This window comes from Rahnella sp. CJA17(1/100) (assembly GCF_963881615.1).
Taxonomy (GTDB): Bacteria; Pseudomonadota; Gammaproteobacteria; order Enterobacterales; family Enterobacteriaceae; genus Rahnella; species Rahnella aceris.
Window position 1 is genome coordinate 153,444 of the sequence record NZ_CAWOJA010000055.1, and the last position, 22,952, is coordinate 176,395.

Sequence of the window (22,952 nt, forward strand, 5' to 3'; positions counted from 1 at the left end):
TGAAGGCTCTAAAAATTAACCCTGATGGTTAACTTTCATCTTTTCGTTGCTGGAGCCGTCGTAAAGACCGATCCCGCCGGGTGTGTTCCCTGCTGAGATCCAGCAAAACTTCTTCAATGAACGCCAGGTGACGGTGAGATGCGGCACGCGCTATTTCTGGTTCCCGTGCAACAATCGCCTCGAAAATACTGGCGCGGTGGTTGCTTACCGTCGCCAGCATTTCCCGGCGTGAGTAAAGCAATTCAAAGTTCTGTCGAACGTTCTTCTCAAGCATCGGCCCCATACAGCGAACCAGATGCAGCAGCACCACATTATGGGCTGCTTCTGTTACAGCGACCTGATACTGCATAACCGCGTCGGCTTCTGCGTCCAGATCTCCGCTGTCTTGTGCGGTCTGAATGACCACGTGACAATCGCGAATGCGCTGCAGATCTTCCTCTGTGCCACGAAGCGCCGCGTAATACGCAGCGATACCTTCAAGGGCGTGTCGTGTTTCAAGGAGATCGAATTGTGATTCAGGATGGTCGGCCAGTAACTCAGCCAGCGGATCACTCACGCTTTGCCACAGGTTACTTTGTACGAAAGTACCACCACCCTGACGGCGCAGGAGTAGCCCCTTCCCTTCCAGGCTTTGGATTGCCTCTCTGAGAGAAGGTCGCGATACATCAAACTGTTTGGCAAGTTCGCGCTCTGGCGGAAGCTTTTCCCCGGGTCTCAAGGTGCCTTCGAGGATCAGAAACTCAAGTTGCTGCTCGATCACATCGGATAACTTAGGCTGTCGGATTTTGCTGTAAGCCATATATGTGCGGTTCTCTGCGAGTAGCGACTCTGTTAAGTTGCCGGAGTCAATTGGTAATACCAATTTAAAAAACGTGGCCGTAAAGTAACAAAGTATTCACCTTGTGTCCATATGGCTACCCAGTAAATGCGTCGACCCCGCACATTTTAACAAATTTTTATCATTTATCTTTTTTACCCGGCCTCAGATCACATTTTATGGATCCTGAACAAATTTACAGTCAATTTGGCTATTTGTTATGCAGATGATGCATAAACCCCGTGCAAACTTTTCCGCATAACATTATTCTTGCCCGAACGGTAGATGATCCTGATTTTTAGGCACAATCCAGCCGTAAATAATTAGATACAAAAAGTGTAATTATCGCCTTACATTCTCTCTAACACACAGAATGTTATGGGTTTTGCCCCAATGACAGAGGACAGGTAAATGGTTGATCAACAACAAGGCGATGAGCTGAAGCGCGGTCTCAAAAACCGGCATATTCAGTTGATTGCATTAGGTGGGGCCGTCGGTACAGGGCTGTTTCTGGGCAGCGCTTCCGTCATTCAGTCCGCAGGGCCGGGGATTATTCTCGGTTATGCCATTGCGGGTTTTATCGCATTCTTAATTATGCGTCAGTTGGGTGAAATGGTGGTTGAAGAACCGGTTGCCGGTTCATTCAGTCATTTTGCCTATAAATACTGGGGCGGATTTGCAGGTTTTGCTTCCGGCTGGAATTACTGGGTGCTGTACGTTCTGGTCGCGATGGCCGAACTGACTGCCGTCGGTAAATATATTCAATTCTGGTGGCCAGAAATCCCGACATGGGCTTCTGCCGCGGTTTTCTTCGTGCTGATCAACGCTATCAACCTGACTAACGTTAAAGTGTTTGGCGAGATGGAGTTCTGGTTTGCGATCATCAAAGTGGTTGCCGTAGTGGCGATGATTCTGTTCGGTGGCTGGCTGCTGTTCAGCGACACGGCAGGCCCTCAGGCAACAGTTCGCAACCTGTGGGAGCAAGGCGGTTTCCTGCCCCATGGCATGACCGGGCTGGTGATGATGATGGCGATCATCATGTTCTCTTTCGGTGGCCTGGAACTGGTCGGGATTACTGCGGCTGAAGCGGATAATCCGGAAACCAGCATTCCTAAAGCGACCAATCAGGTTATCTACCGTATTCTGATTTTCTATGTGGGCTCACTTGCCGTCCTGCTTTCCCTGATGCCATGGACCCGTGTCGGGCCGGATACCAGCCCGTTTGTGCTGATCTTCCATGACCTGGGTGATGCACTGGTAGCGAATGCTCTGAACGTGGTGATCCTGACGGCAGCGCTGTCGGTTTATAACAGCTGTGTTTACTGCAACAGCCGCATGTTGTTTGGTCTGGCTCAGCAAGGCAACGCGCCTAAAGCATTGCTCAACGTCGACAAGCGCGGCGTGCCGGTGGCTTCTATCCTCGTTTCTGCTGCCACCACAGCGCTGTGTGTTCTGATTAACTACCTGATGCCGGGTGAAGCGTTTGGTCTGCTGATGGCTCTGGTGGTGTCTGCACTGGTGATCAACTGGGCGATGATCAGTCTGGCGCACATCAAATTCCGTCAGGCGAAACGTCGTGAAGGCGTGGAACCTAAGTTCAAAGCGCTGCTGTATCCGCTGGGTAACTATATCTGCCTGCTGTTTATGGCGGCAATTCTGGTGATCATGGCTATCACCCCGGGCATGGCGATCTCCGTATGGCTGATCCCGGTGTGGCTGGTAGTTCTGGCCATCGGTTACTGGGTCAAAAATCAGCAAAGCGGGAAATCCGTTAACGCTTAAGTATTCGTTTTAAAATTGAAACGGAAATGCGCCCCGGTTAAGTGAAGACTTACCGGGGCGCTTTGTTAGGTACGTCACATTTCCTCCCGTATGACCAAAATGTCCATCTTCATGACTCTTACCTCCTGACCCCTCTTCCCTTCTCCGGCCAATACTCAGGGCTAACAAACAGTTTTTTAACAAAATCCTTTTATCCACAATCCGGAGAGAACATCCATGAAGGAAGGCGCACTGTCGTTCAAAGAGAAAGTGGCGTACGGAATGGGGGATGCGGGCTGCAATATGATTGGCGGCGCCATCATGCTGTTTCTTAATTATTTTTACACAGATATCTTCGGTTTAGCCCCGGCACTGGTTGGCGTATTGCTGCTATCAGTGCGTGTTATCGATGCCGTCACCGACCCGATCATGGGCGCGATTGCTGACCGTACCACCACCCGCTGGGGCCGTTTCCGCCCGTATTTGTTATGGGTTTCGGTGCCATACGTACTGTTCAGTGTGCTGATGTTCACTACACCAGAATGGAGTTACAACAGCAAAGTTATCTATGCGTTTGTAACCTACTTCCTGATGTCCCTGACTTACACCGCCATCAACATTCCCTACTGCTCGCTGGGCGGCGTCATTACTGCCGATCCGCATGAGCGCGTTGCCTGCCAGTCTTACCGCTTCTTTATGGTAGGGATCGCGACACTGATCCTGTCTTCCACCTTACTGCCGATGGCCGACTTTTTCGGTGGCGCAGACAAAGCCAAGGGCTATCAGATGTCGATGGGGGTGATGGCAATCATCGCGCTGTTCATGTTCCTGTTCTGCTTCAGCTCGGTAAAAGAACGTATTCAGCCTGCGGTACCGTCAAAACATGCCTTAAAATCTGACCTGAAAGATGTGTGGAAAAACGACCAGTGGGTACGCATCCTGCTGCTGACGTTCTGCAACGTGTGCCCGGGCTTTATCCGTATGGCAGCCACTATGTATTACGTCACCTGGGTAATGGAAAAATCCACATCCTTTGCCAGCATGTTTATCAGCCTCGGCGTGGTGGGCATGATGATCGGCAGTGCACTGGCAAAACCGCTGACCGATAAATACTGCAAACTGAAAGTGTTCTTCTGGGCCAATATCATCCTGACCATTTTCTCCTGCGGATTCTATTTCCTCGACCCGCACGCCACCACGCTTATTCTGGTGGCGTACTTCATCCTCAACATCATGCACCAGCTCCCTTCCCCGCTGCACTGGTCGCTGATGGCCGACGTTGACGATTACGGCGAATGGAAAACCGGCAAACGTGTTACCGGCATCAGCTTCTCCGGTAACCTGTTCTTCCTGAAATGCGGACTGGCGGTAGCGGGTGCGATGGTCGGCTTCCTGCTCTCCGCGTATGGCTACAATGCCAGCGCAACGCAGCAAAGCGACCATGCCATCAACGGCATCATGTTGTTGTTCACCGTCATTCCAGGCGTGGGCTACCTCATCACTGCCGGTGTTGTACGCTTACTGAAAGTTGATCGCGAAACCATGCGTACCATTCAGGCAGATCTGGAGATTCGCCGCCGTAATTACCGCGAGCTGAATGAATATCACGACGAGAAAAATGCACAGGACGCAGAAGCACTCAGCGTCCCACTGACCAGCAAGGAGCTGAAACATGAGTAATTATCCCAACCCGCTGATTGAGCAACGTGCAGATCCGCATATCTGGCTGCACAGCGACGGAAACTATTACTTTATCGCATCAGTGCCTGAATATGACCGGCTGGAGATCCGCCGCTCGTCAACGCTGACAGGGCTTGCCGACGCGCCTGCCACCATTGTCTGGCATAAACCTGATACCGGCCCGATGAGCGCACTTATCTGGGCACCGGAGTTGCATTTTATCGACGGACAGTGGGTGATCTATTACGCGGCCGCCCCCTCGCAGGAGATTGTTGACGGTTTATTCCAGCACAGAATGTATGCGCTGGTGTGTGAAGAGGCGGATCCGCTCACAGGGAAATGGCAGGAGAAAGGCCGGATCCAGACGCCGATCGACAGCTTCTCGCTCGATGCCACGCACTTTGAGCATCAGGGCAAAAGCTATTATCTGTGGGCGCAGAAAGACCCGGAAATTCGCGGAAACTCCAATTTGTATCTGGCTGAAATGGAAAACCCGTGGACGCTGAAATCACCGCCCGTCATGCTCAGCAAGCCGGAGCTGGACTGGGAAATCATCGGTTTTTGGGTTAATGAGGGGCCGGCGGTGATCAAACACGGTGATAAAATTTTCATCACCTATTCCGCCAGCGCCACAGACGAAAATTACTGTATCGGCCTCCTCACTGCAGACATCAACAGCAATCTGATGGATCCGGTGAGCTGGCATAAATCCCAGCGTCCGGTATTCACCACGCAGGCCCAGAACCGGCAGTTCGGGCCGGGACATAACAGCTTCACTCGCAACGAACAGGGCGCAGACGTGCTGGTATACCACGCCCGAAATTACACTGAAATCGAGGGTGATCCGCTGTACGACCCGAACCGGCATACGCGCATTAAAACCTTCCGCTGGGACGAGAATGGCATGCCCGATTTCGGAGAACCCGCCGCCGATAACCGTCCGCTGACGTTACAAAAACAGCACTGACAAAAAACAAAAAGCCCGGACACTAAAAATGTACCGGGCTTTTTTATGCAATATCGGATGATAAAAGAGAATTAAATCAAGGTGCCGTAAATCGTCAGCAGCGCAACAACCACCAGGATTATCATCGTCACTTTACGCGCGAGGCTCACAGCAGCGCGAGGTGTCTGTACCGGATCGGTATGCGGATCGCGCGCCAGAGAGAACTGCGCCAGCCGCGTTAATACATGATATTGCGAAGAGTGAATATCGCCCAGCGAAGCAAACCAGGCCGGTAAGGCTTTCTCGCCATGACCAAGCAATGCATAAGCCACGCCGGCCAGACGAACAGGGATCCAGTCGAGAATATGTAACAGGGCATCCACACCGGACTGGGAACGTTTCAACGGCGGCATATGGCGCGCCAGCCAGGTCTGGTAACCGCGCAATACGGCATAACCGCCCAGCGCTATCGGTCCGTAAGGCCCACAAACCACGAACCAGAACAACGGCCCGAGATAGTAACGGTAGTTAATCCAAAGCAGCGCATTTTGCAGCTCTCTCAGCCGGGCTTCTTCGCTGCAATCTGTCGGCAACCCATGGATCAAGGCCAGCTCTTCTGCCATTTCCTTACAGGCATCAGCATCGCCCTGACGGGCGGACTTAAGGTAAGCGCGGTAATGCTTGCGTTTGATGCCAGCGCCAATACACAGCAGACATAGAATCACCCACAAAATCAGGGTTGGCACCCCGAAGAAGATCCCCTGCACTGCGCGCAATACTGCCCAGATGATCACCATCCAGACAATCGTAATGACCAGCGTTTTAGCCAGAGAAGCCTGCCGGCCGCGGCGGAAAATCACCTCAAACCGATGATCCAACTGCCAGTGTTCACCCAGTTTGAACAAGCGTTCCCAAGCCAGCACCAGGAGCAAAGTAAATAACGTCATCGATTGTCACTCTCTCTCAACACATCACACCCGTAAAAACGAAACCGAAAACCGGTTAATTACAGGTCAGAAAGGTCATTCTGCCCTACCGGCAGCGCTAACAGCTTGCGATAAAATGCCCAGTCGAATTCAGGGCCGGGATCGGTCTTACGCCCGGGGGCAATATCACTGTGTCCGGTAATTGCCTCAAGACTAATGGGATAATGCTTCATTAACAACTCAGTAACGGCAACCAGGTTGCGATATTGCGCATCAGTAAAAGGCTCAAAATCCGTCCCTTCCAGCTCAATACCAATCGAAAAATCATTACAGCGCTCACGCCCCCGCCAGCTGGATACACCCGCATGCCAGGCGCGTTTATCAAAGGGCACATATTGCACAATCTCGCCATCACGACGAATTAAACAATGCGCAGCAACGCGTAAGTGACTGATCCCTTCAAAATAAGGATCATCCTGCGGATTCAGTGTACCGGTAAACAATTGATCAATATAAGGACCGCCGAATTTTCCAGGCGGCAAACTGATGTTATGGATCACCAGCAATGAGGGAATTTCATCTTCAGGACGGAGATCAAAATGAGGGGAAACGACCTGCCGGGCTTCTGTTATCCAGCCTTGTTTTAAGTGCATCAAAGACCTCAATGATGTGCTCAGGTGGTACTTATCACAGCAACAGGGTAGCATGTTTTTTTGTCCTTCTTATCCGCCATTTCGGAGTATTTGTATGTCTACCCGCAGCTACAGCCGTGAAAGTCGCCGCGCACAGTTACTCGAACGTATCCAGAATGATATTCCTTCTCTTGTTACTCAGGCTCTCGGTGAGGATCTTGGGGGCGAAGCCAATGCCAACAATGACTTAACTGCTCAACTGTTGCCGCAAGACAAAAATGCTAAGGCCACCATCATTACCCGCGAAGCCGGTATTTTCTGCGGACAGCGCTGGCTGGACGAAGTCTTTCTCCAACTGGCAGGCGATAAAATCACCGTCAAATGGCATGTCAAAGACGGCGACCACGTTTCTGAAAACCAGACCTTATGTGAACTCTCAGGCTCCGCACGCATGCTGCTGACCGGTGAGCGCACTGCTCTTAACTTCGTGCAAACCCTGTCCGGCGTGGCAACCGAAGTGAATCACTATGTGAAAATCCTTGAGGGCACAAAAACTCAGTTGCTCGATACCCGGAAAACCTTGCCTGGCCTGCGTACGGCACTGAAATATGCCGTGTTATGCGGTGGCGGAAGCAATCACCGCCTTGGTCTTGCCGATGCATTTCTGATTAAAGAAAACCACATCATTGCCTGTGGCTCGATAAAAGCCGCCGTAGAACGCGCCTTATGGATCCACGCCGACGTGCCCGTCGAGGTAGAAGTCGAATCCATGGATGAACTTCAGCAGGCGCTGGATGCGGGTGCTGACATTATCATGCTGGATAACTTCACTGTGCCGATGATGCGCGAAGGCGTTGCCCTCACCGCAGGTCGTGCGCTACTTGAAGTCTCCGGTAACGTGACGGAAAAAACGCTACGCGAATTCGCGGAAACCGGCGTGGATTACATTTCTGTCGGCGCGCTGACCAAGCATGTCAGGGCCATGGATCTTTCCATGCGCTTCAGCTAATCGCTGCGCTGTTGCCCCTGAATTCCTTTCGAGGGGCAACACGAATTCTTGCGATCTATTTCATCTTGCCGCACTACCCTCGCATTCACCCTTTCTGAACACCACCCCCTTTTTCATTTCATCTTTATTGTTGCGAGACATCGCACATATGTTTTGCCTGCCTTGCTGGCATACATATTTATCCTGGCAGATGTCGTGGAAAAGCCAGCAATAGCGCTGGAGTCAGGCTTTTTCTCCGTTTAGTTTGCTGCCTGAGAAACAACCACGCAGTCTTACGAAACGGAGAACGCCATGAAACGGCAACAAGGATTTACCCTCATTGAACTGATGGTAGTGATCGCGATTATTGCGATCCTGAGTGCCATCGGCATACCCGCTTACCAGAGTTATATCCAGAAAGCAGCCATGACTGACATGCTGCAAACTATGGTGCCCTACAAAACCGGCGTCGAACTGTGCGTCATCGATACGGGGGCGCTGACGAATTGCAGCGCCGGCAGTCAGGGAATTCCGGCGGCAGCTACCAGTCGTTATGTCAGCCAGATTCAGGTTAATGCGGGCGTAATTTCACTGACAGGTCAGCAGGCACTGGACGGTCTCAGCGTTGTGATGACACCGGTCCGGGATAATCAGGCGGGCGGTATCACATGGAGCAGAATCTGCACCAATGCCAGTAATACTTCGATGGTTGAAGCTTGCGAAAGCGTTTTTCGGTTTGACACCACAGGAGCGCCATAATGAGTGATATGCCACTGCGCCCCGAGTCTCCGCCCGATAATGATCGCCTGCAAAGTGAAGCGTCACTTGAAGCACTGTGTCAGCGCTACAAAGCCGTTGTATTGCATCGCGACAACCAGACTCTTCATGTTGCATGCCATGAAACAGAAGCAGACACGGATGCCTTAAGTAATGTACTGCGCTTTACCACCGGCTTAAAAGTGCAGCTTGAACGCTGGCCACAAACGCGGCTTGAACAAGTCATGGAGCAAGGAAATTCAGAAATAAAGAAAAAAACGGCCGCAGACGAATCGTGGGCATCCGCACAAACCGATGAAAACAATGAACTGAATAATCAGAGTGATGCGCCGGTCATTAATGCTCTCAATCAGATACTCAGGCAGGCCATCACCCGCAGGGCTTCGGATATCCACTTTGAGCCGTACGAACACAGTTTCCGGGTTCGTATGCGAATTGACGGAGTATTGCAGGAAGTCCCCGGGCCTGAATTTTCGATGGCCGCGGGCGTGTGCGCACGACTAAAGATTATGGGGCAGCTGAATGTCGCTGAGCGACGGTTACCCCAAGATGGCCAGCTCTCAGTCATGCTGCAAAATCAGAGATATTCTATGAGAGTATCTTCTCTGCCGACCTTACACGGCGAAAAGATCGTGCTGCGCATTCTGCATATGACTCAGCAGGATCTCTCTATGCCTCAACTGGGCTTCACACCACGGGATCTGGACTATTTCAAAGCCGCACTTAAACATCCGCAAGGGCTAATTCTGGTCACCGGCCCGACAGGCAGCGGAAAAACGGTCACGCTTTACAGTGGTCTTCGTCATCTTAATGCCATCTCCCGCAATATTTGCAGCGTGGAAGACCCGATTGAGATCCCGGTCAGTGGCATCAATCAGACCCAGATTAACAGCAAAACAGACCTCAGTTTTGCCAGTGTCCTGCGTGCGTTATTACGTCAGGATCCTGATGTGATTATGGTCGGAGAGATCCGCGATAAAGAAACGGCCGAAATCGCGGTAAAAGCCGCTCAGACCGGACATCTGGTGCTCTCAACACTGCATACCAATTCCACTTGCGAAACACTGACCCGCCTGCGACAGATGGGGATTGAAGGTTTTCATATTGCTGCCAGCTTACGTTTGGTTATTGCCCAGCGGCTGGTACGAAAACTCTGCCCGCATTGCCGTAAACCGCATGTATCACTGGTCGAAAAAGGTGCTGATGGCAGCAGCGGACACATGCAGTTGTGGCTACCTGCAGGATGCCATCAATGCTTTTCGGGCTATTACGGACGCACCGGTATTTATGAAACGCTGAACATAACACCCGGTTTACAACAGGCGCTGGTGGCAGAGGCAAGTGTCAATGAGTTGAGTAAGATTGCCCGCGAACAAGGGCAAAAAACGTTGCAGGAAGCCGGTATGGCGCTGGTCGAACAAGGGATCACCTCACTTGAAGAACTTTATCGTGTTACCGGTGAAGGCGCGGATACATGAAAACTGACGGCGGCGCGCCTCAGTCCTGGCGGTTATATCACTGGCAGGCTATCGACACTCTGGGAAGCCTTCAGCAAGATCACTGCATTGAGGTGGGTAAGGACGGCATTTACCAGCAGCTTTTTGCTGCTGGATTGCAACCGCTGAAAATCAGAATGAAGCAGCGATTGGGACGACGTTTCTGGAAAAATCAGGAACGTGTTGCATTCGTCAGGCAACTTGCAACGCTGCTACAAGCCGGGCTACCGCTGGTCAATAGCCTGACGTTGCTGACCAACGAGCACCCGAAACCCGCGTGGCATTGTGTACTGTCAAATGTTGCGAAAGGCGTTCGCGAAGGAAAACCGCTGTCGGTAACACTGAATCATTATCCCGATGTATTTCCTGATATTTACAGACAGATAATTTCTATTGGTGAGCTAACGGGACAACTGGACAAATGCTGCCTGCAACTGGCGACTCAGCAGGAACAACAGGCTGAATTAAGAAGCAAAGTAAAAAAGGCGTTGCGGTATCCGCTGATTGTCAGCGCTATCGCTATCGTGGTCACTCTGCTAATGCTGACTTTAGTATTGCCTGAGTTTGCCAAAATTTATGCTTCCTTTGATGCCGAACTCCCCTGGTTTACACGCATGCTGGTCATTGCTTCTGGTGCCCTCATCAGCACCGGCCCCTGGCTGGTGGGTATTTTTTCGCTTTGTTGTTTCGGCTATCTGCAGAAGTTACACCCGCTTAAGCACTGGCAACTGCGTGAGCAGATGTTACTGCTCAGGTTACCTCTGACGTCACGACTGGTGACAGACAGTTGCCTCAGCCAGATATTTCAAACGCTGGCAATGACACAACAGGCGGGCATGACGTTAATTGCCGGGCTGGCAGCAGCGTCTGCATCAATGTCCAATCTGCATTTTCAGGCCGCACTGAACCAGATACGTGAGCAAATCATGCAAGGAACACCGTTACACAAAGCTTTTGTCCAGTCGCCACTGTTCCCGACCTTATGTCATCAGCTGATAAAAATCGGTGAAGAATCAGGGTCTCTGGACGAGTTACTGCTGAAACTCGCATATCTGCATCATGACAAAGCTAACTCGCTGGCAGAAACGTTGTCACAAACGATTGAGCCGGTACTCATGGCCGTAATGGGGGTGATTGTCGGTGGGCTGGTGATTGCGATGTATCTGCCAATTTTCCAGCTAGGTTCGGTTATGGGATAAATCAAAGAGGAAAAAGCGGCGAAAAATGTTTCGCCGCCATTGTGGTCATATCCTTACTTACTGCCGAACAGACGGTTTTCCTGTTCCGCAACGCGGATGAAGGTTGTACGTTTGGTCAGTTCTTTCAGGCGCTCTGCACCGACGTAAGTACAGGCAGAACGCAGCCCACCGAGAATGTCACGCACGGTGTTTTCAACCGGACCACGCAGAGGCAATTTGACTGTTTTACCTTCCGCTGCGCGGTATTCAGCAACACCGCCGACGTGGCGTTTCATCGCAGATTCTGAGCTCATACCGTAGAAAAGCATGAACTTTTCGCTATTCTCTTCAACGACCGTGCCTTCACACTCGTCATGCGCAGCCAGCATCCCGCCAAGCATAACGAAATCAGCACCGCCGCCGAACGCTTTTGCCACGTCACCCGGAACAGCACAGCCGCCGTCGCTGACAATCTGTCCGCCCAGACCGTGAGCAGCATCAGCACATTCGATAACAGCAGAAAGCTGCGGATATCCCACGCCGGTTTTTACGCGAGTCGTACATACCGATCCCGGACCGATGCCGACTTTTACAATATCCGCGCCAGAAAGAATAAGTTCTTCCACCATTTCACCGGTCACCACGTTGCCTGCACAAATGACTTTATCGGGGCAAGCTTCGCGTACACGTTGCAGGAAACCCACAAAGTGCTCGGAATAACCATTAGCGACATCCAGGCAAACAAACTTCAGCAGAGGCGACAAAGCAAGAATTTGCAGGGTTTTAACGAAATCAGCTTCTGACGTCCCGGTCGATACCATGATATTACGCAGCACGGATTCATCGGAGGAAGTCACGAATGCCTGCCACTGTTCTACGGTGTAATGTTTGTGCACGGCCGTAAGCAAACCAAAAGACGCCAGTACGGTCGCCATACGGAATGTGCCGACGGTATCCATATTCGCAGCAATAATCGGGGTGCCGGTCCAGTTAAAACCTGAGTGTTTGAATGTGAATGTGCGCTCCAGTTCAACTTCGGAACGACTTTTGAGGGTAGAGCGCTTAGGGCGGATGAGTACGTCTTTAAAACCTAACTTTAAATCTTCTTCAATGCGCATGGCGGGTTAGTCCTGGTTTGGCGACGGGTCGCTAGGGTGCACGAAAAATTTTTACACACCCTTTCCAGTGGTTTTATCATACACAGGAAAATGACAACGGCAAGATGGCTTTTACAACCTTCATCACAGACTTTTGATTGTGCAGATTAATAATTTTTCGCATCAAAACCGAGAACACCACGGCTTGCACTTACTCATAATCTCTTTATCATTTACCTAACTAATTTTATCAGAGCACCAGCATGAGCTATATCGTTGCATTGACCGGGGGTATCGGTAGTGGCAAAAGTACCGTTTCCGAAAGCTTCGCCCGTCATGGCGTAAGCATTGTCGATGCAGATGTGATTGCCCGCCAGGTCGTTGCTCCAGGTGAGCCAGCGCTGGAAGAATTAAGACAGCGATTTGGTGAAAGCATTATTTCCACTGATGGCTCACTGAACCGCCCGGCCCTTCGGGCGCGGATTTTTAGCAATCCTGATGAAAAAGAATGGGTTAATAAATTATTACACCCCATTATTCATGCCAGAACACAACGTTTGATTGCTGAGGCGCAGACGCCGTACGTGCTCTGGGTCGTACCGCTGCTGATTGAAAATGGATTACAGACGCAAGCAAATCGCGTTCTGGTGGTGGATGTTGAGCCACATATTCAACTTTCCCGGACGATGTCGCGCGATGGCATCAGCCGCCAGCAGGCTGAAAGTATTATTGCTGCACAGGTCAGTCGTGAAAAACGTCTGGCCTGTGCGGATGACATTATTGATAACAGCGGTGATCCGAAATTAATTGAACCGCGTGTTGCCCAACTACATCACCGCTATTTGCAACTTGCGGTGTGAGTAAACAGACAGGATATTGCCAAGCATGACTGATGTAGCTGCAACCGTTCTCTTTGAACATCCACTGAATGAGAAAATGCGCACCTGGCTTCGCATCGAATTTTTGTTGCAACAGATGCATTCCAACGCACAACTCACTGATATTGCTTCTGCTCTGCTATTTTTTCGCACCGCTTCAGATTTACTGGATGTACTGGAACGTGGTGAAGTCCGTACCGATTTACTGAAAGAGCTTGAACGCCAGCAGCAAAAATTGTCTCAATGGAAAGATGTCCCGGGCGTTGATTTAGCAAGGATAGAGGGGCTGCGCGCTGAGCTTAAGCAATGTGCATCTGTGTTAATGAAAGCACCACGCATAGGGCAAGCGCTGAAGGAAGATCGCCTGATGGCCCTGGTTCGCCAGCGTCTGAGTATCCCCGGCGGGTGTTGCAGCTTTGATTTGCCGACACTGCATATCTGGCTGCATCTGGCACAATCACAACGTGATCGTGAAGTGCAAAACTGGCTCGAAACACTGGCTCCGCTGAATAATTCGCTCATGATGGTACTGGATCTGATCCGCCAGTCAGGCGCGTTTCGCAATCAAATCAGTCTGAATGGTTTTTTCCAGGACAACGCTGAAGGCGCAGATCTGTTACGATTGCGGCTCTCGATGGAAAATCAGCTTTACCCGCAAGTATCCGGGCATAAAACCCGTTATGCCATTCGCTTTTTACCCCTCGACAGCGAACATGGCGTGGTTCCCGCGCGACTGAATTTTGAACTTGCCTGCTGCTAGGAGTTGCAAATGGACCCTGAAATCATTGAAGTAAATTGCCCGACCTGTCAGAAAATCGTGGTTTGGGGTGAACAAAGCCCTTACCGCCCTTTTTGTTCCAAGCGTTGCCAGCTTATTGATCTCGGCGAATGGGCCGATGAAGAGAAACGCATCCCAAGTAAGGGTGACGTGAATGATCTGGACGACTGGAGTGAAGAAGAGATTTAATCCAGACAACGGGTATAGAAAAAGGGGCTTCGGTCCCTTTTTCTATATGCCATCAAATTCTACACGTACTCAGTACTGATTGTTTTTGAGGGCTGTAACAACCACTTCGTTGGCGGGAGGGAACTCCTCCTCTTTCAAATCGGCCTGCGCAACCCAGCGCTTCGGCTGCCCTTCTTTGCCATACGGCTCGCCCTGCCAGTCTTCCACCAGGAAAAAATAGAGTGTAATGATGCGATCCGGGAATCGGTGCTCCAATGTTTTCAGCAGCACAGGAGATTTAGCATCAATGCCGACCTCTTCCTGTAATTCGCGAATAACAGCCTGTTCAGGTGTTTCACCCGCTTCAATCTTACCGCCCGGAAACTCCCAGAACCCCGCCATATGTGACGATGCATCGCGTTGAGTGATAAAGATTTCTTTGCTGGCATTCCGGATAATGCCCGCTGCGATATTAAGTTGTTTAAGCGCCACAGTTTCCACCTATCCGCTGACTGCAATGACTGTCTTTATGGGGACTTTTAGACAAAAATAAAGGCGGCAATTACGCCGCCTTCAAGATTAACACGATGACTTAGCCGGAGATCTTACTTTTGCAGGCGGCCATGGCATTGTTTGTATTTTTTACCAGAACCGCACGGGCAGAGATCATTACGACCCACTTTGCGATCACCAGAAGAAGCAAGACGTGCAGCTTCGGCTACTTCGATTTCTTGCTGATCCTGATGGCTAAGCTGCTGCTGACGAGCCAGACGTTCAGCTTCTTCACGACGCTGAATTTCCATCGCTTCAACTTCTTCAGGCATACGAACCTGAACTTTGCTTAGTACGCTGACCACTTCATATTTCAGAGATTCCAGCATGGCAGCAAACATCGCGAAGGATTCGCGTTTGTATTCCTGCTTAGGATCCTTTTGAGCGTAACCACGTAAATGGATGCCCTGACGCAGGTAATCCATTGCCGCCAGATGTTCTTTCCACAGAGAATCCAGCGTTTGCAACATCACGCCTTTCTCAAAATTGCGCATCATTTCAGCGCCAACCACTTCTTCTTTACGGGCATAAGATTCTTTCGCGATTTCCATGATACGTTCGCGCAGGGTTTCTTCATGCAATTCCGGCTCTTTGTCCAGCCATTCTGCAATCGGCATTTCCAGCTCGAAGTCTTTTTTCAGACGTTCTTCCAAACCCTGTACATCCCACATTTCTTCCAGAGACTGTGGCGGAATGTAGCTGTCGATGGTCGCCTTGAACACGTCTTCACGGATGCTGGCGATGGTTTCGCTCACATCAGACACGTCCAGCAATTCGTTACGCTGGCTGTAGATCGCACGACGCTGATCGCTTGCCACATCATCGTATTCCAGCAGTTGCTTACGGATATCGAAGTTACGGCTTTCGACTTTACGCTGCGCATTGGCAATCGCTTTGGTCACCCATGGATGCTCAATCGCTTCGCCCGGTTTCATACCCAGTTTACGCATCATGCTTGATACACGGTCAGAGGCGAAAATACGCATCAGTGCATCTTCCATAGACAGGTAGAAGCGGGATGAACCGGCATCACCCTGACGACCCGCACGGCCGCGCAGCTGGTTATCAATACGACGGGATTCATGACGCTCGGTACCAATAATATGCAAACCGCCGGAAGCCAGAACCGCGTCGTGGCGAATCTGCCAGGCAGCTTTGATTTCTGCAATTTTCTCATCGGTGGCTTCTTCACCCAGGTTTTCAACTTCAACCTGCCAGCTGCCGCCCAGCACGATATCGGTACCACGACCCGCCATGTTAGTAGCGATGGTCACTGCGCTTGGCTGGCCTGCCTGCGCGACGATATCCGCTTCTTTAGCGTGGAATTTGGCGTTCAGAACGCTGTGCGCAATGCCTGCTTTGGTCAGTTCGTTAGAAACAACTTCTGATTTTTCGATGGAAATAGTACCGACCAGAACCGGCTGGCCTTTGGCAGTACACTGACGGATATCTTCGATAATCGCGCCAATCTTTTCCATTTCAGTCATGTACACCAGGTCGGCCATATCTTTACGCACCATAGGGCGGTTAGTTGGCACAACAATGGTATCCAGCTTGTAGATAGAGCTGAATTCGAACGCTTCGGTGTCCGCAGTACCGGTCATGCCAGCCAGTTTTTCGTACAAACGGAAGTAGTTCTGGAAAGTAATGGAAGCCAGTGTCTGGTTTTCGTTCTGAATGTCCACGCCTTCTTTCGCTTCAACCGCCTGATGCAGACCGTCTGACCAGCGACGACCTTGCATGGTACGACCGGTGTGTTCGTCAACGATGATAACTTCGCCGTCTTTGACGATGTAATCGACATCGCGGGTGAACAGGACGTGCGCGCGCAGCGCTGCGGTCACGTGATGCATCAGCATGATGTTAGTCGGGGAATACAGGGATTCACCTTCTTCCATAATACCGGCTTCAACCAACAATTCTTCGATCAGGACCAGACCACGTTCAGTCAGGTGAACCTGACGTGATTTCTCATCAACAGAGAAGTGGCCTTCCCCCTGGAAGGAATCGGAATCTTCTTTTTCCTGGCGGATCAGTTTAGGGATCAGTTTATCCACACGGGTATACATTTCTGAGCTGTCTTCGGCCGGGCCGGAGATAATCAGCGGAGTACGTGCTTCATCGATCAGGATGGAGTCAACCTCATCCACCAGCGCGTAGTGAAGTTTACGTTGCACGCGTTCTTCAGGGCTGAATGCCATGTTGTCACGCAGATAGTCAAAACCGTATTCGTTGTTTGTGCCGTAAGTGATATCAGCAGCGTAAGCAGCACGCTTAGCCGGAGAAGGCATGCCTGGCAAGTTGATTCCGATGCTCAGGCCAAGGAATTCAAACAGCGGACGGTTATTTTCGGCGTCACGCTGTGCCAGGTAATCGTTGACAGTGACGACGTGAACGCCCTTTCCGCTCAATGCGTTCAGGTAAGCGGGCAGGGTTGCGGTTAACGTTTTACCTTCACCGGTACGCATTTCTGCGATGCAGCGCTCGTTCAGTACCATACCGCCGAGTAACTGCACGTCAAAGTGACGCATCCCGAAGACACGTTTACTGGATTCACGCACCACAGCAAAAGCTTCCGGGATCAGGTTTTCCAGCACTTCACCTTTCGCCAGACGCTCACGGAACTCGTTGGTTTTCGCCTGCAGTTGCTCATCAGTCAGCTTTTGGATTTCAGGTTCCATACGGTTGATCAGGTCAACCACTTTACGCATGCGGCGCAATGTGCGGTCGTTACGGCTACCAAAAACTTTGGTCAATAATTTGATTAACATAGTGCTTAATATCTCTTGGAGGCCACCAAATGCAGCCAATAATTTGTTGATTTATAAATAGAGTTTAGAATTACAGTCTGTTAAATCAGAGAGAACGGGCCGGCACGAATGCCTTGCACCTGTGCTAACCACAGGCCGGTTTGATGCGATGAAGCAAGAGGGAGGAATGGCTGTTGCGTCTGACGGATGATAACCGGAGGTTTTGGCTCATGGGTCAGTAAAGCATTAAGGGTAACCAGCAACGCGAGTTGCTGAACATGCAACGGCTCAGCGGCCTGCATTTCTGCTTCCGGCTGCGCTACGGTGTAAACCACCTGCGGGGCCAAAGCAAAAGAAAGATGACGGATGACCGTGCGTAATGCATGCTGTTGCCAGTAATCAACACCAAAAGCCGGGCGGCGATTCGCCTGGAGTAACGCAAGATTACTCAGCCCTGTACTGGCGATGTTAAGACGATTTAGACTTGAGGACGTATTAGGAACGGCTGGCAGTTCCGTTTGCGACAGGCTCGTGGACACGCCAAGGCTTGCCGCGACCATCCCCAACAGGAGATGCGGCCAAAAATACCTTCTGCCAAATTGTCGCCAACGATTTAGAATGCCAATCACAAGTTTACAATCCGCCGGAGCCCATCATGCGCGATAGTCGCCCACAATTATTAGATATCCTGTTCGATGATGCCTCTTCGACTGAACAAAGCCCGCTGCGTATTGTTCAACAGCGTGCTGCGGCGTTATTGAAACTCAACCGCGCAGTGAAAGGTCTGTTACCGACGCCCATGCAACCATGGTGTCGTGTCGGTAATTATCGACAGGGAGTTTTAGTACTTGAAATAGCTAATGCCAGCTGGATGATGCGATTACGCTATGAACAACCCGCATTACTCTCTGCACTTCGAGCGCAAATTCTACCATCATTGTCATCAATCGACATCAGGATTAATCCTTCGCTCATGGCGAAAATGGAAAATGCTTCGCAGATCGCGATTAAAAATAAAGCGATCGCTGCAGAATCTATGCCCGTCAGGCATTTAAGCGCGCAGAGTGCAGAAGAATTAAGGGGACTTGCGAGCCGTAGCCCGGAGAAACTCAGAAAGGCTTTAGAACGACTGGCTGGCCTGGCCGGAGAGAGTGCCAAACCAACCAGTCGTAATAAGTAATACCAAAAGTACCGATTACGCCAAGACTGTAGACGGTGCTTTAAAAGCCAGTGGCATTTCAGCTTCATCCTGGAATGTGACTAATTCCCAGGCTTCCTGCTTAGCCAATACCGCTTGCAATAACTTGTTGTTCAACGCGTGACCCGATTTGTATGCGGTAAACGCACCAATGATGTTATGGCCACACATGAACAAGTCACCAATAGCATCCAGCATTTTGTGACGAACGAATTCATCTTCAAAACGCAGGCCATCTTCGTTAAGCACGCGGTAATCATCCACAACAATTGCGCAATCAAAGCTGCCACCCAGGCACAAACCGCGTGACTGCAGGTACTCGATATCACGCATGAAACCAAAAGTACGTGCGCGGCTGATTTGGCGAACAAATGCTTCTGCGGAGAAGTTCATTTTGTAGCGCTGTGAGCTGGAATCAATCGCCGGGTGATTGAAGTCGATAGTGAAGTCCAGAGAGAAACCATTAAATGGTTTGAACTCGGCCCACTTATCACCGTCTTCAACACGCACGGTATCTTTGATGCGCAAGAATTTCTTCGCGCTGTTCAGCTCTTCAATCCCTGCATCCATCAACAGATAGACGAAAGGTGCAGCACTGCCGTCCATAATCGGCACTTCAGGCGCATCGACTTCGATAACAATATTATCGATGCCAAGGCCAGCTAATGCCGCATTAAGGTGCTCTACCGTAGAAATACGTACGTCATGCTCATTAACCAGGCAAGTACAGAGCATGGTATCACGCACGGATTTTGCATCTGCCGGGAAATCAACCGGTGGATTCAAGTCAGTGCGACGATAGATGACCCCGGTATTTGCCGGTGCAGGACGCAGAGTCAGGGTGACTTTCTTGCCGGTATGCAAACCGACGCCCGTCGCCTGAACGATACGTTTTAATGTACGTTGTTTGATCATCGTTTTTATCTCGCAATGTTTATCCATCCAACCGACCTAAGCATACCTTAAGGTCGGCGGGACAGTTTAGCACAAAGAGCGGAGATCCTACAATTCGGACTAGTCTGCCTGCTTACGCAGGAAGGCCGGGATGTCCAGATAGTCGGGCTCTTTATTAGATTGCGCGCTTTGATCATTGACCACTTTCGCCGCGGGTTTCGTTTCCTGCGGCAACGGAGACATCCCGTGCTGCTGGTAACGATGATCCATGACTGGCTGGCTGGCCGGTTTGTTGGTCACCAGAGTGATCTCAGGACGTTTGTCCATGCCGATACCCGTTGCAACAACGGTCACACGCAATTCGTCGTTCATTTCCGGATCAAGAGACGTACCGATAACGACGGTTGCGTTGTCTGATGCGAAAGCACGAATGGTGTTACCCACGGTTTCGAATTCATCCAGACGCAGGTCGAAGCCCGCAGTAATGTTGACCAGAACGCCGCGCGCGCCGGACAAATCGATGTCTTCCAGCAGCGGGCTGGAAATCGCCATTTCAGCGGCTTCTTCAGCACGGTCTTCGCCACATGCCACACCGGAGCCCATCATGGCATAACCCATTTCGGACATAACTGTGCGCACGTCAGCGAAGTCGACGTTCATCAGACCTGGACGGGTGATCAGTTCAGCGATACCCTGCACCGCACCTTTCAGCACGTCGTTGGCCGCACCGAAGGCGTCCAGCAGAGAGATGCCACGGCCCAGAACTTTTAAAAGCTTGTCGTTCGGGATAGTGATCAGGGAGTCCACATGTTTTGACAATTCAGCAATACCCTGCTCCGCGAATGCCATGCGCTTTTTGCCTTCGAAGTTGAAAGGCTTAGTCACAACAGCAACGGTCAGAATACCTAAATCTTTTGCTACTTCAGCAACCACTGGCGCTGCACCGGTCCCGGTACCGCCACCCATGCCCGCTGCGATAAAGACCATGTCAGCACCTTCAAGCGCAGCGCGCAGGGCTTCACGGTCTTCTTCTGCAGAATTGCGACCCACTTCCGGGTTCGCACCAGCTCCCAGACCTTTGGTAATACCGCTACCGATCTGAATCGTCTGGCCTACTGCCGTTTTACGTAACGCCTGAGCGTCTGTGTTAACGGCAAAGAATTCAACACCTTCGATGCGCTCACGCACCATGTGTTCGACAGCATTACCGCCGCCACCACCGACGCCGATGACTTTAATCACCGCGTCATTGGTCAGTTCCATAGGTTCAAACATAGTTTCTCTCCGTTTTGTGCCTGTCGCGTCGGGATCAAAAACCTTAACAGCATGATCCCGTTGTTAAAACATTAGAACTCTTTTCTCAGCCAGCTGTTGATTCGTTTGAACCAGTTGCCCACTGAGGCACGTTTTTCTACTTCGGCCTCACCGCTCAGGTGAGACTCCTTCCCGTAGTGCAGCAGCCCTACAGCCGTTGAGTAGTAAGGTTCCTGCGCATAATCCGTCAGCCCGGTGATGTTCAGGGGTTGCCCGATACGCACCTGGGTATGGAATACCCGCTGCGCACAAGCTGCCAGACCATCAATTTGTGCTGCACCGCCTGTCAGAACAATGCCGGCGGCCAGATGATGTTTTACGCCTTGCTGACGTAACTGCTCCTGCAATTGCAAAATTTCATCGTTCACTAAATTCAGCAATTCTGTGTAACGAGGCTCGATAACTTCAGCCAGTGTCTGACGCTGCAGACTGCGTGGTGGACGCCCACCGACGCTCGGCACTTCGACGTTTTCGTCTTTGCCGACAATTGAACCTAATGCACAACCGTGGCGAACCTTGATCGCTTCGGCATCGGTCGGTGGCGTTCCAAACGCATAAGCGATGTCGCTGGTGACCACATTCCCTGCATAAGGGATTACCTTAGTATGACGTAGTGCGCCGCCGGTATAAACCGCGATATCCATGGTTCCACCACCAATATCAACGACACAAACACCTAATTCACGTTCATCTTCCGTCAGAACGGCATAACTGGCTGCCAGACCGGCAAAAATAAGCTGGTCGACTTTTAAGCCACAGCGTTCTACCGCTTTCACAATGTTCTTCGCCATATCGTTATGGCAGGTAATCAGGTGAACTTTAGCCTGCATACGCACGCCGGAAAGTCCGACCGGGTTTTTAATCCCTTCCTGATAATCAATGGCATATTCCTGAGGGATCACATGCAGAACCCGATGCTCATCACGTACGCGTACCGACTTAGCGGTATGCACCACGTTCTCTACATCTTCCTGCGTGACTTCCTCTTCTGAAATAGGAACCATCCCTATTTCATTCTGACAACTGATATGTTTACCAGACAAAGCAAGGTAAACAGAGGAAATTTGGCAATCCGCCATCAATTCAGCCTGATCGATGGCGCGCTGTACGCATTTCACCACCGATTCCAGGTCATTCACGCCACCCTTGTCCATGCCACGGGATGGGCAACTGCCCACGCCAATAATATTGACCATGCCATCGGGCAGAACTTCCCCCACCAATGCGGCGACCTTTGCCGTACCGATCTCCAGCCCAACTACCAGTTTTCTGTCCGTCGACTTGATCATTGTTGTTTAGCCTGTGCCTGATTCTGTTGCTGATTACTGTTTTGCTGGTCAATAAACTCTGGTGCCCAACCTACTGACGCACCGCTGTCATAACGTAAATCGACATAAGTGATGCGTTTTTTATCGGCTTCAGCCTGTTGCTGGAATCGCGGGTAAAGCTCGATAAAACGTTGTAAACGCCCCATCCGGTCATCTCTCCCCAATTCCAGCCGGACGTCATTATCCAGAGTTAACTGCCACGAGTGACGTGCACTCATTGCCACTGCTTTCAACGTGAACTTGCCGGCGGCCAGCGCCTGACTCATCGTTTGAAAGCCCTGCAAAACATCCTGTTCGCTGCCTTCCGGACCGTAAAGCAACGGCATTTTTTGTTTGACCACACGCTCGGCGGGTATGCTGAAAGATTTGCCATCGGCATCAACCATATGCAGATCATTCCAGTGTGCGACCGGCACATACTCCACGAGATGTATCTTCAGTTCATTCGGCCATTGCTTACGTACGCTGACCTGTTTTATCCAGGGTAAACGCTCAATCTGCTGCTGAATGACGTTTACATCCTGCGTCATGAACGTTCCCGGTGCCCCTAAGGACAGAATCGCCTGACGAATATCATCGTTGGTCGTGTAATGCCGCTCCCCGGTGACAACTAACTGGGACAACGGCAATCGGTTTGCATCCTGCATCCAGCCCACAACAGCCCACGCACTCCATAAAATCGTTCCTACCACCAACAGCAGAAACACGATCCCTGCCAGCTGGCCACCGTTACTGCGACGGCCGTTGCTCTCGGCCGTCTCACGCTCTCGGGTATTCAGGGCGGCTTGAGACAT

Annotated in this window: 22 protein-coding genes; 11 read left to right on the forward strand and 11 right to left on the reverse strand. The window is 51.0% G+C overall.

Annotation, left to right across the window (positions count from 1 at the left end):
- Window positions 1–28: 28 nt before the first annotated feature.
- Window positions 29–799, reverse strand: a complete 771-nt coding sequence (gene pdhR, locus AACU55_RS19785) for a pyruvate dehydrogenase complex transcriptional repressor PdhR (protein WP_013576986.1) — start codon at window positions 797–799, stop codon at window positions 29–31.
- Between the two features lie 429 nt (window positions 800–1,228).
- On the opposite strand from pdhR, the gene aroP reads away from it, so the two are divergent.
- The 3 genes from aroP to AACU55_RS19800 all read left to right on the forward strand — a co-directional run bounded on the left by aroP (window position 1,229) and on the right by AACU55_RS19800 (window position 5,225).
- Window positions 1,229–2,599, forward strand: a complete 1,371-nt coding sequence (aroP, locus tag AACU55_RS19790) for an aromatic amino acid transporter AroP (RefSeq protein ID WP_015690460.1) — start codon at window positions 1,229–1,231, stop codon at window positions 2,597–2,599.
- Between the two features lie 216 nt (window positions 2,600–2,815).
- Complete coding sequence (locus tag AACU55_RS19795) at window positions 2,816–4,258, forward strand: glycoside-pentoside-hexuronide (GPH):cation symporter (protein WP_013576988.1); 1,443 nt, start codon at window positions 2,816–2,818, stop codon at window positions 4,256–4,258.
- Window positions 4,251–5,225 (forward strand): glycoside hydrolase family 43 protein, encoded by a 975-nt coding sequence (locus tag AACU55_RS19800; protein ID WP_134705969.1) that lies wholly within the window; start codon window positions 4,251–4,253, stop codon window positions 5,223–5,225. Before AACU55_RS19795 ends, AACU55_RS19800 begins: the two co-directional genes overlap by 8 nt.
- Before the next feature lie 71 nt (window positions 5,226–5,296).
- Here the strand turns inward: AACU55_RS19800 and ampE are convergent, their stop codons facing one another.
- Window positions 5,297–6,151: a beta-lactamase regulator AmpE gene (gene ampE / locus AACU55_RS19805; RefSeq protein ID WP_112150985.1), complete on the reverse strand. Its 855-nt coding sequence runs from the start codon at window positions 6,149–6,151 to the stop codon at window positions 5,297–5,299.
- 59 nt (window positions 6,152–6,210) lie between these two features.
- On the reverse strand, window positions 6,211–6,783 hold the full coding sequence (gene ampD / locus AACU55_RS19810; protein ID WP_013576991.1) for a 1,6-anhydro-N-acetylmuramyl-L-alanine amidase AmpD: 573 nt from the start codon (window positions 6,781–6,783) through the stop codon (window positions 6,211–6,213).
- Window positions 6,784–6,877: 94 nt separating this feature from the next.
- Between ampD and nadC the strand changes: the two genes are divergently transcribed.
- The 4 genes from nadC (at window position 6,878) to hofC (ending at window position 11,222) form a co-directional block, all read left to right on the forward strand.
- Window positions 6,878–7,771, forward strand: coding sequence for a carboxylating nicotinate-nucleotide diphosphorylase (gene nadC, locus AACU55_RS19815; protein WP_134705970.1), 894 nt, complete (start codon window positions 6,878–6,880; stop codon window positions 7,769–7,771).
- A gap of 291 nt (window positions 7,772–8,062) precedes the next feature.
- Window positions 8,063–8,509, forward strand: coding sequence for a prepilin peptidase-dependent pilin (ppdD, locus tag AACU55_RS19820; protein ID WP_013576993.1), 447 nt, complete (start codon window positions 8,063–8,065; stop codon window positions 8,507–8,509).
- Window positions 8,509–10,005 carry a type II secretion system protein GspE gene (gene gspE / locus AACU55_RS19825; protein WP_134705971.1) on the forward strand — a complete coding sequence of 499 codons (1,497 nt, stop codon included), beginning with the start codon at window positions 8,509–8,511 and terminating at the stop codon, window positions 10,003–10,005. The genes ppdD and gspE overlap by 1 nt, the downstream gene beginning before the upstream one ends.
- Window positions 10,002–11,222 (forward strand): protein transport protein HofC, encoded by a 1,221-nt coding sequence (gene hofC / locus AACU55_RS19830; protein ID WP_134705972.1) that lies wholly within the window; start codon window positions 10,002–10,004, stop codon window positions 11,220–11,222. Before gspE ends, hofC begins: the two co-directional genes overlap by 4 nt.
- A 53-nt stretch (window positions 11,223–11,275) precedes the next feature.
- On the opposite strand, the gene AACU55_RS19835 is transcribed toward hofC, so the two are convergent.
- Window positions 11,276–12,319, reverse strand: a complete 1,044-nt coding sequence (locus AACU55_RS19835) for a GMP reductase (RefSeq protein WP_037033416.1) — start codon at window positions 12,317–12,319, stop codon at window positions 11,276–11,278.
- Between the two features lie 242 nt (window positions 12,320–12,561).
- Between AACU55_RS19835 and coaE the strand changes: the two genes are divergently transcribed.
- Genes coaE through yacG form a run of 3 tightly spaced genes read left to right on the forward strand, consistent with a single transcriptional unit; the run spans window position 12,562 to window position 14,143 of the window.
- On the forward strand, window positions 12,562–13,158 hold the full coding sequence (gene coaE / locus AACU55_RS19840; RefSeq protein WP_037033418.1) for a dephospho-CoA kinase: 597 nt from the start codon (window positions 12,562–12,564) through the stop codon (window positions 13,156–13,158).
- Between the two features lie 25 nt (window positions 13,159–13,183).
- Window positions 13,184–13,936 (forward strand): cell division protein ZapD, encoded by a 753-nt coding sequence (gene zapD, locus AACU55_RS19845; protein ID WP_013576998.1) that lies wholly within the window; start codon window positions 13,184–13,186, stop codon window positions 13,934–13,936.
- 9 nt (window positions 13,937–13,945) lie between these two features.
- A complete protein-coding gene (yacG, locus tag AACU55_RS19850; protein ID WP_013576999.1) occupies window positions 13,946–14,143 on the forward strand; it encodes a DNA gyrase inhibitor YacG in 198 nt (65 codons plus the stop codon).
- A gap of 69 nt (window positions 14,144–14,212) precedes the next feature.
- Here yacG and mutT read toward each other — a convergent pair whose 3' ends face one another.
- From mutT to secM, 3 genes are all read right to left on the reverse strand, one after another.
- Entirely contained in the window at window positions 14,213–14,614 is a 402-nt protein-coding gene (gene mutT, locus AACU55_RS19855; protein ID WP_037033571.1) for an 8-oxo-dGTP diphosphatase MutT, read from the reverse strand.
- A gap of 113 nt (window positions 14,615–14,727) precedes the next feature.
- Window positions 14,728–17,445 carry a preprotein translocase subunit SecA gene (gene secA / locus AACU55_RS19860; protein WP_013577001.1) on the reverse strand — a complete coding sequence of 906 codons (2,718 nt, stop codon included), beginning with the start codon at window positions 17,443–17,445 and terminating at the stop codon, window positions 14,728–14,730.
- Between the two features lie 80 nt (window positions 17,446–17,525).
- Entirely contained in the window at window positions 17,526–18,053 is a 528-nt protein-coding gene (secM, locus tag AACU55_RS19865; RefSeq protein WP_037033422.1) for a secA translation cis-regulator SecM, read from the reverse strand.
- A 26-nt stretch (window positions 18,054–18,079) separates the two neighbouring features.
- Here secM and AACU55_RS19870 point away from each other — a divergent pair, with 26 nt between their 5' ends.
- Window positions 18,080–18,604, forward strand: coding sequence for a DUF721 domain-containing protein (locus tag AACU55_RS19870; protein ID WP_037033424.1), 525 nt, complete (start codon window positions 18,080–18,082; stop codon window positions 18,602–18,604).
- Between the two features lie 15 nt (window positions 18,605–18,619).
- Here AACU55_RS19870 and lpxC read toward each other — a convergent pair whose 3' ends face one another.
- From lpxC to ftsQ, 4 genes are all read right to left on the reverse strand, one after another.
- Window positions 18,620–19,537 carry a UDP-3-O-acyl-N-acetylglucosamine deacetylase gene (gene lpxC, locus AACU55_RS19875; RefSeq protein WP_015690467.1) on the reverse strand — a complete coding sequence of 306 codons (918 nt, stop codon included), beginning with the start codon at window positions 19,535–19,537 and terminating at the stop codon, window positions 18,620–18,622.
- Window positions 19,538–19,636: 99 nt separating this feature from the next.
- Complete coding sequence (gene ftsZ / locus AACU55_RS19880; protein ID WP_013577005.1) at window positions 19,637–20,791, reverse strand: cell division protein FtsZ; 1,155 nt, start codon at window positions 20,789–20,791, stop codon at window positions 19,637–19,639.
- Between the two features lie 71 nt (window positions 20,792–20,862).
- Complete coding sequence (gene ftsA, locus AACU55_RS19885; RefSeq protein WP_009634688.1) at window positions 20,863–22,119, reverse strand: cell division protein FtsA; 1,257 nt, start codon at window positions 22,117–22,119, stop codon at window positions 20,863–20,865.
- On the reverse strand, window positions 22,116–22,952 hold the full coding sequence (ftsQ, locus tag AACU55_RS19890; RefSeq protein WP_013577006.1) for a cell division protein FtsQ: 837 nt from the start codon (window positions 22,950–22,952) through the stop codon (window positions 22,116–22,118). The genes ftsA and ftsQ overlap by 4 nt, the downstream gene beginning before the upstream one ends.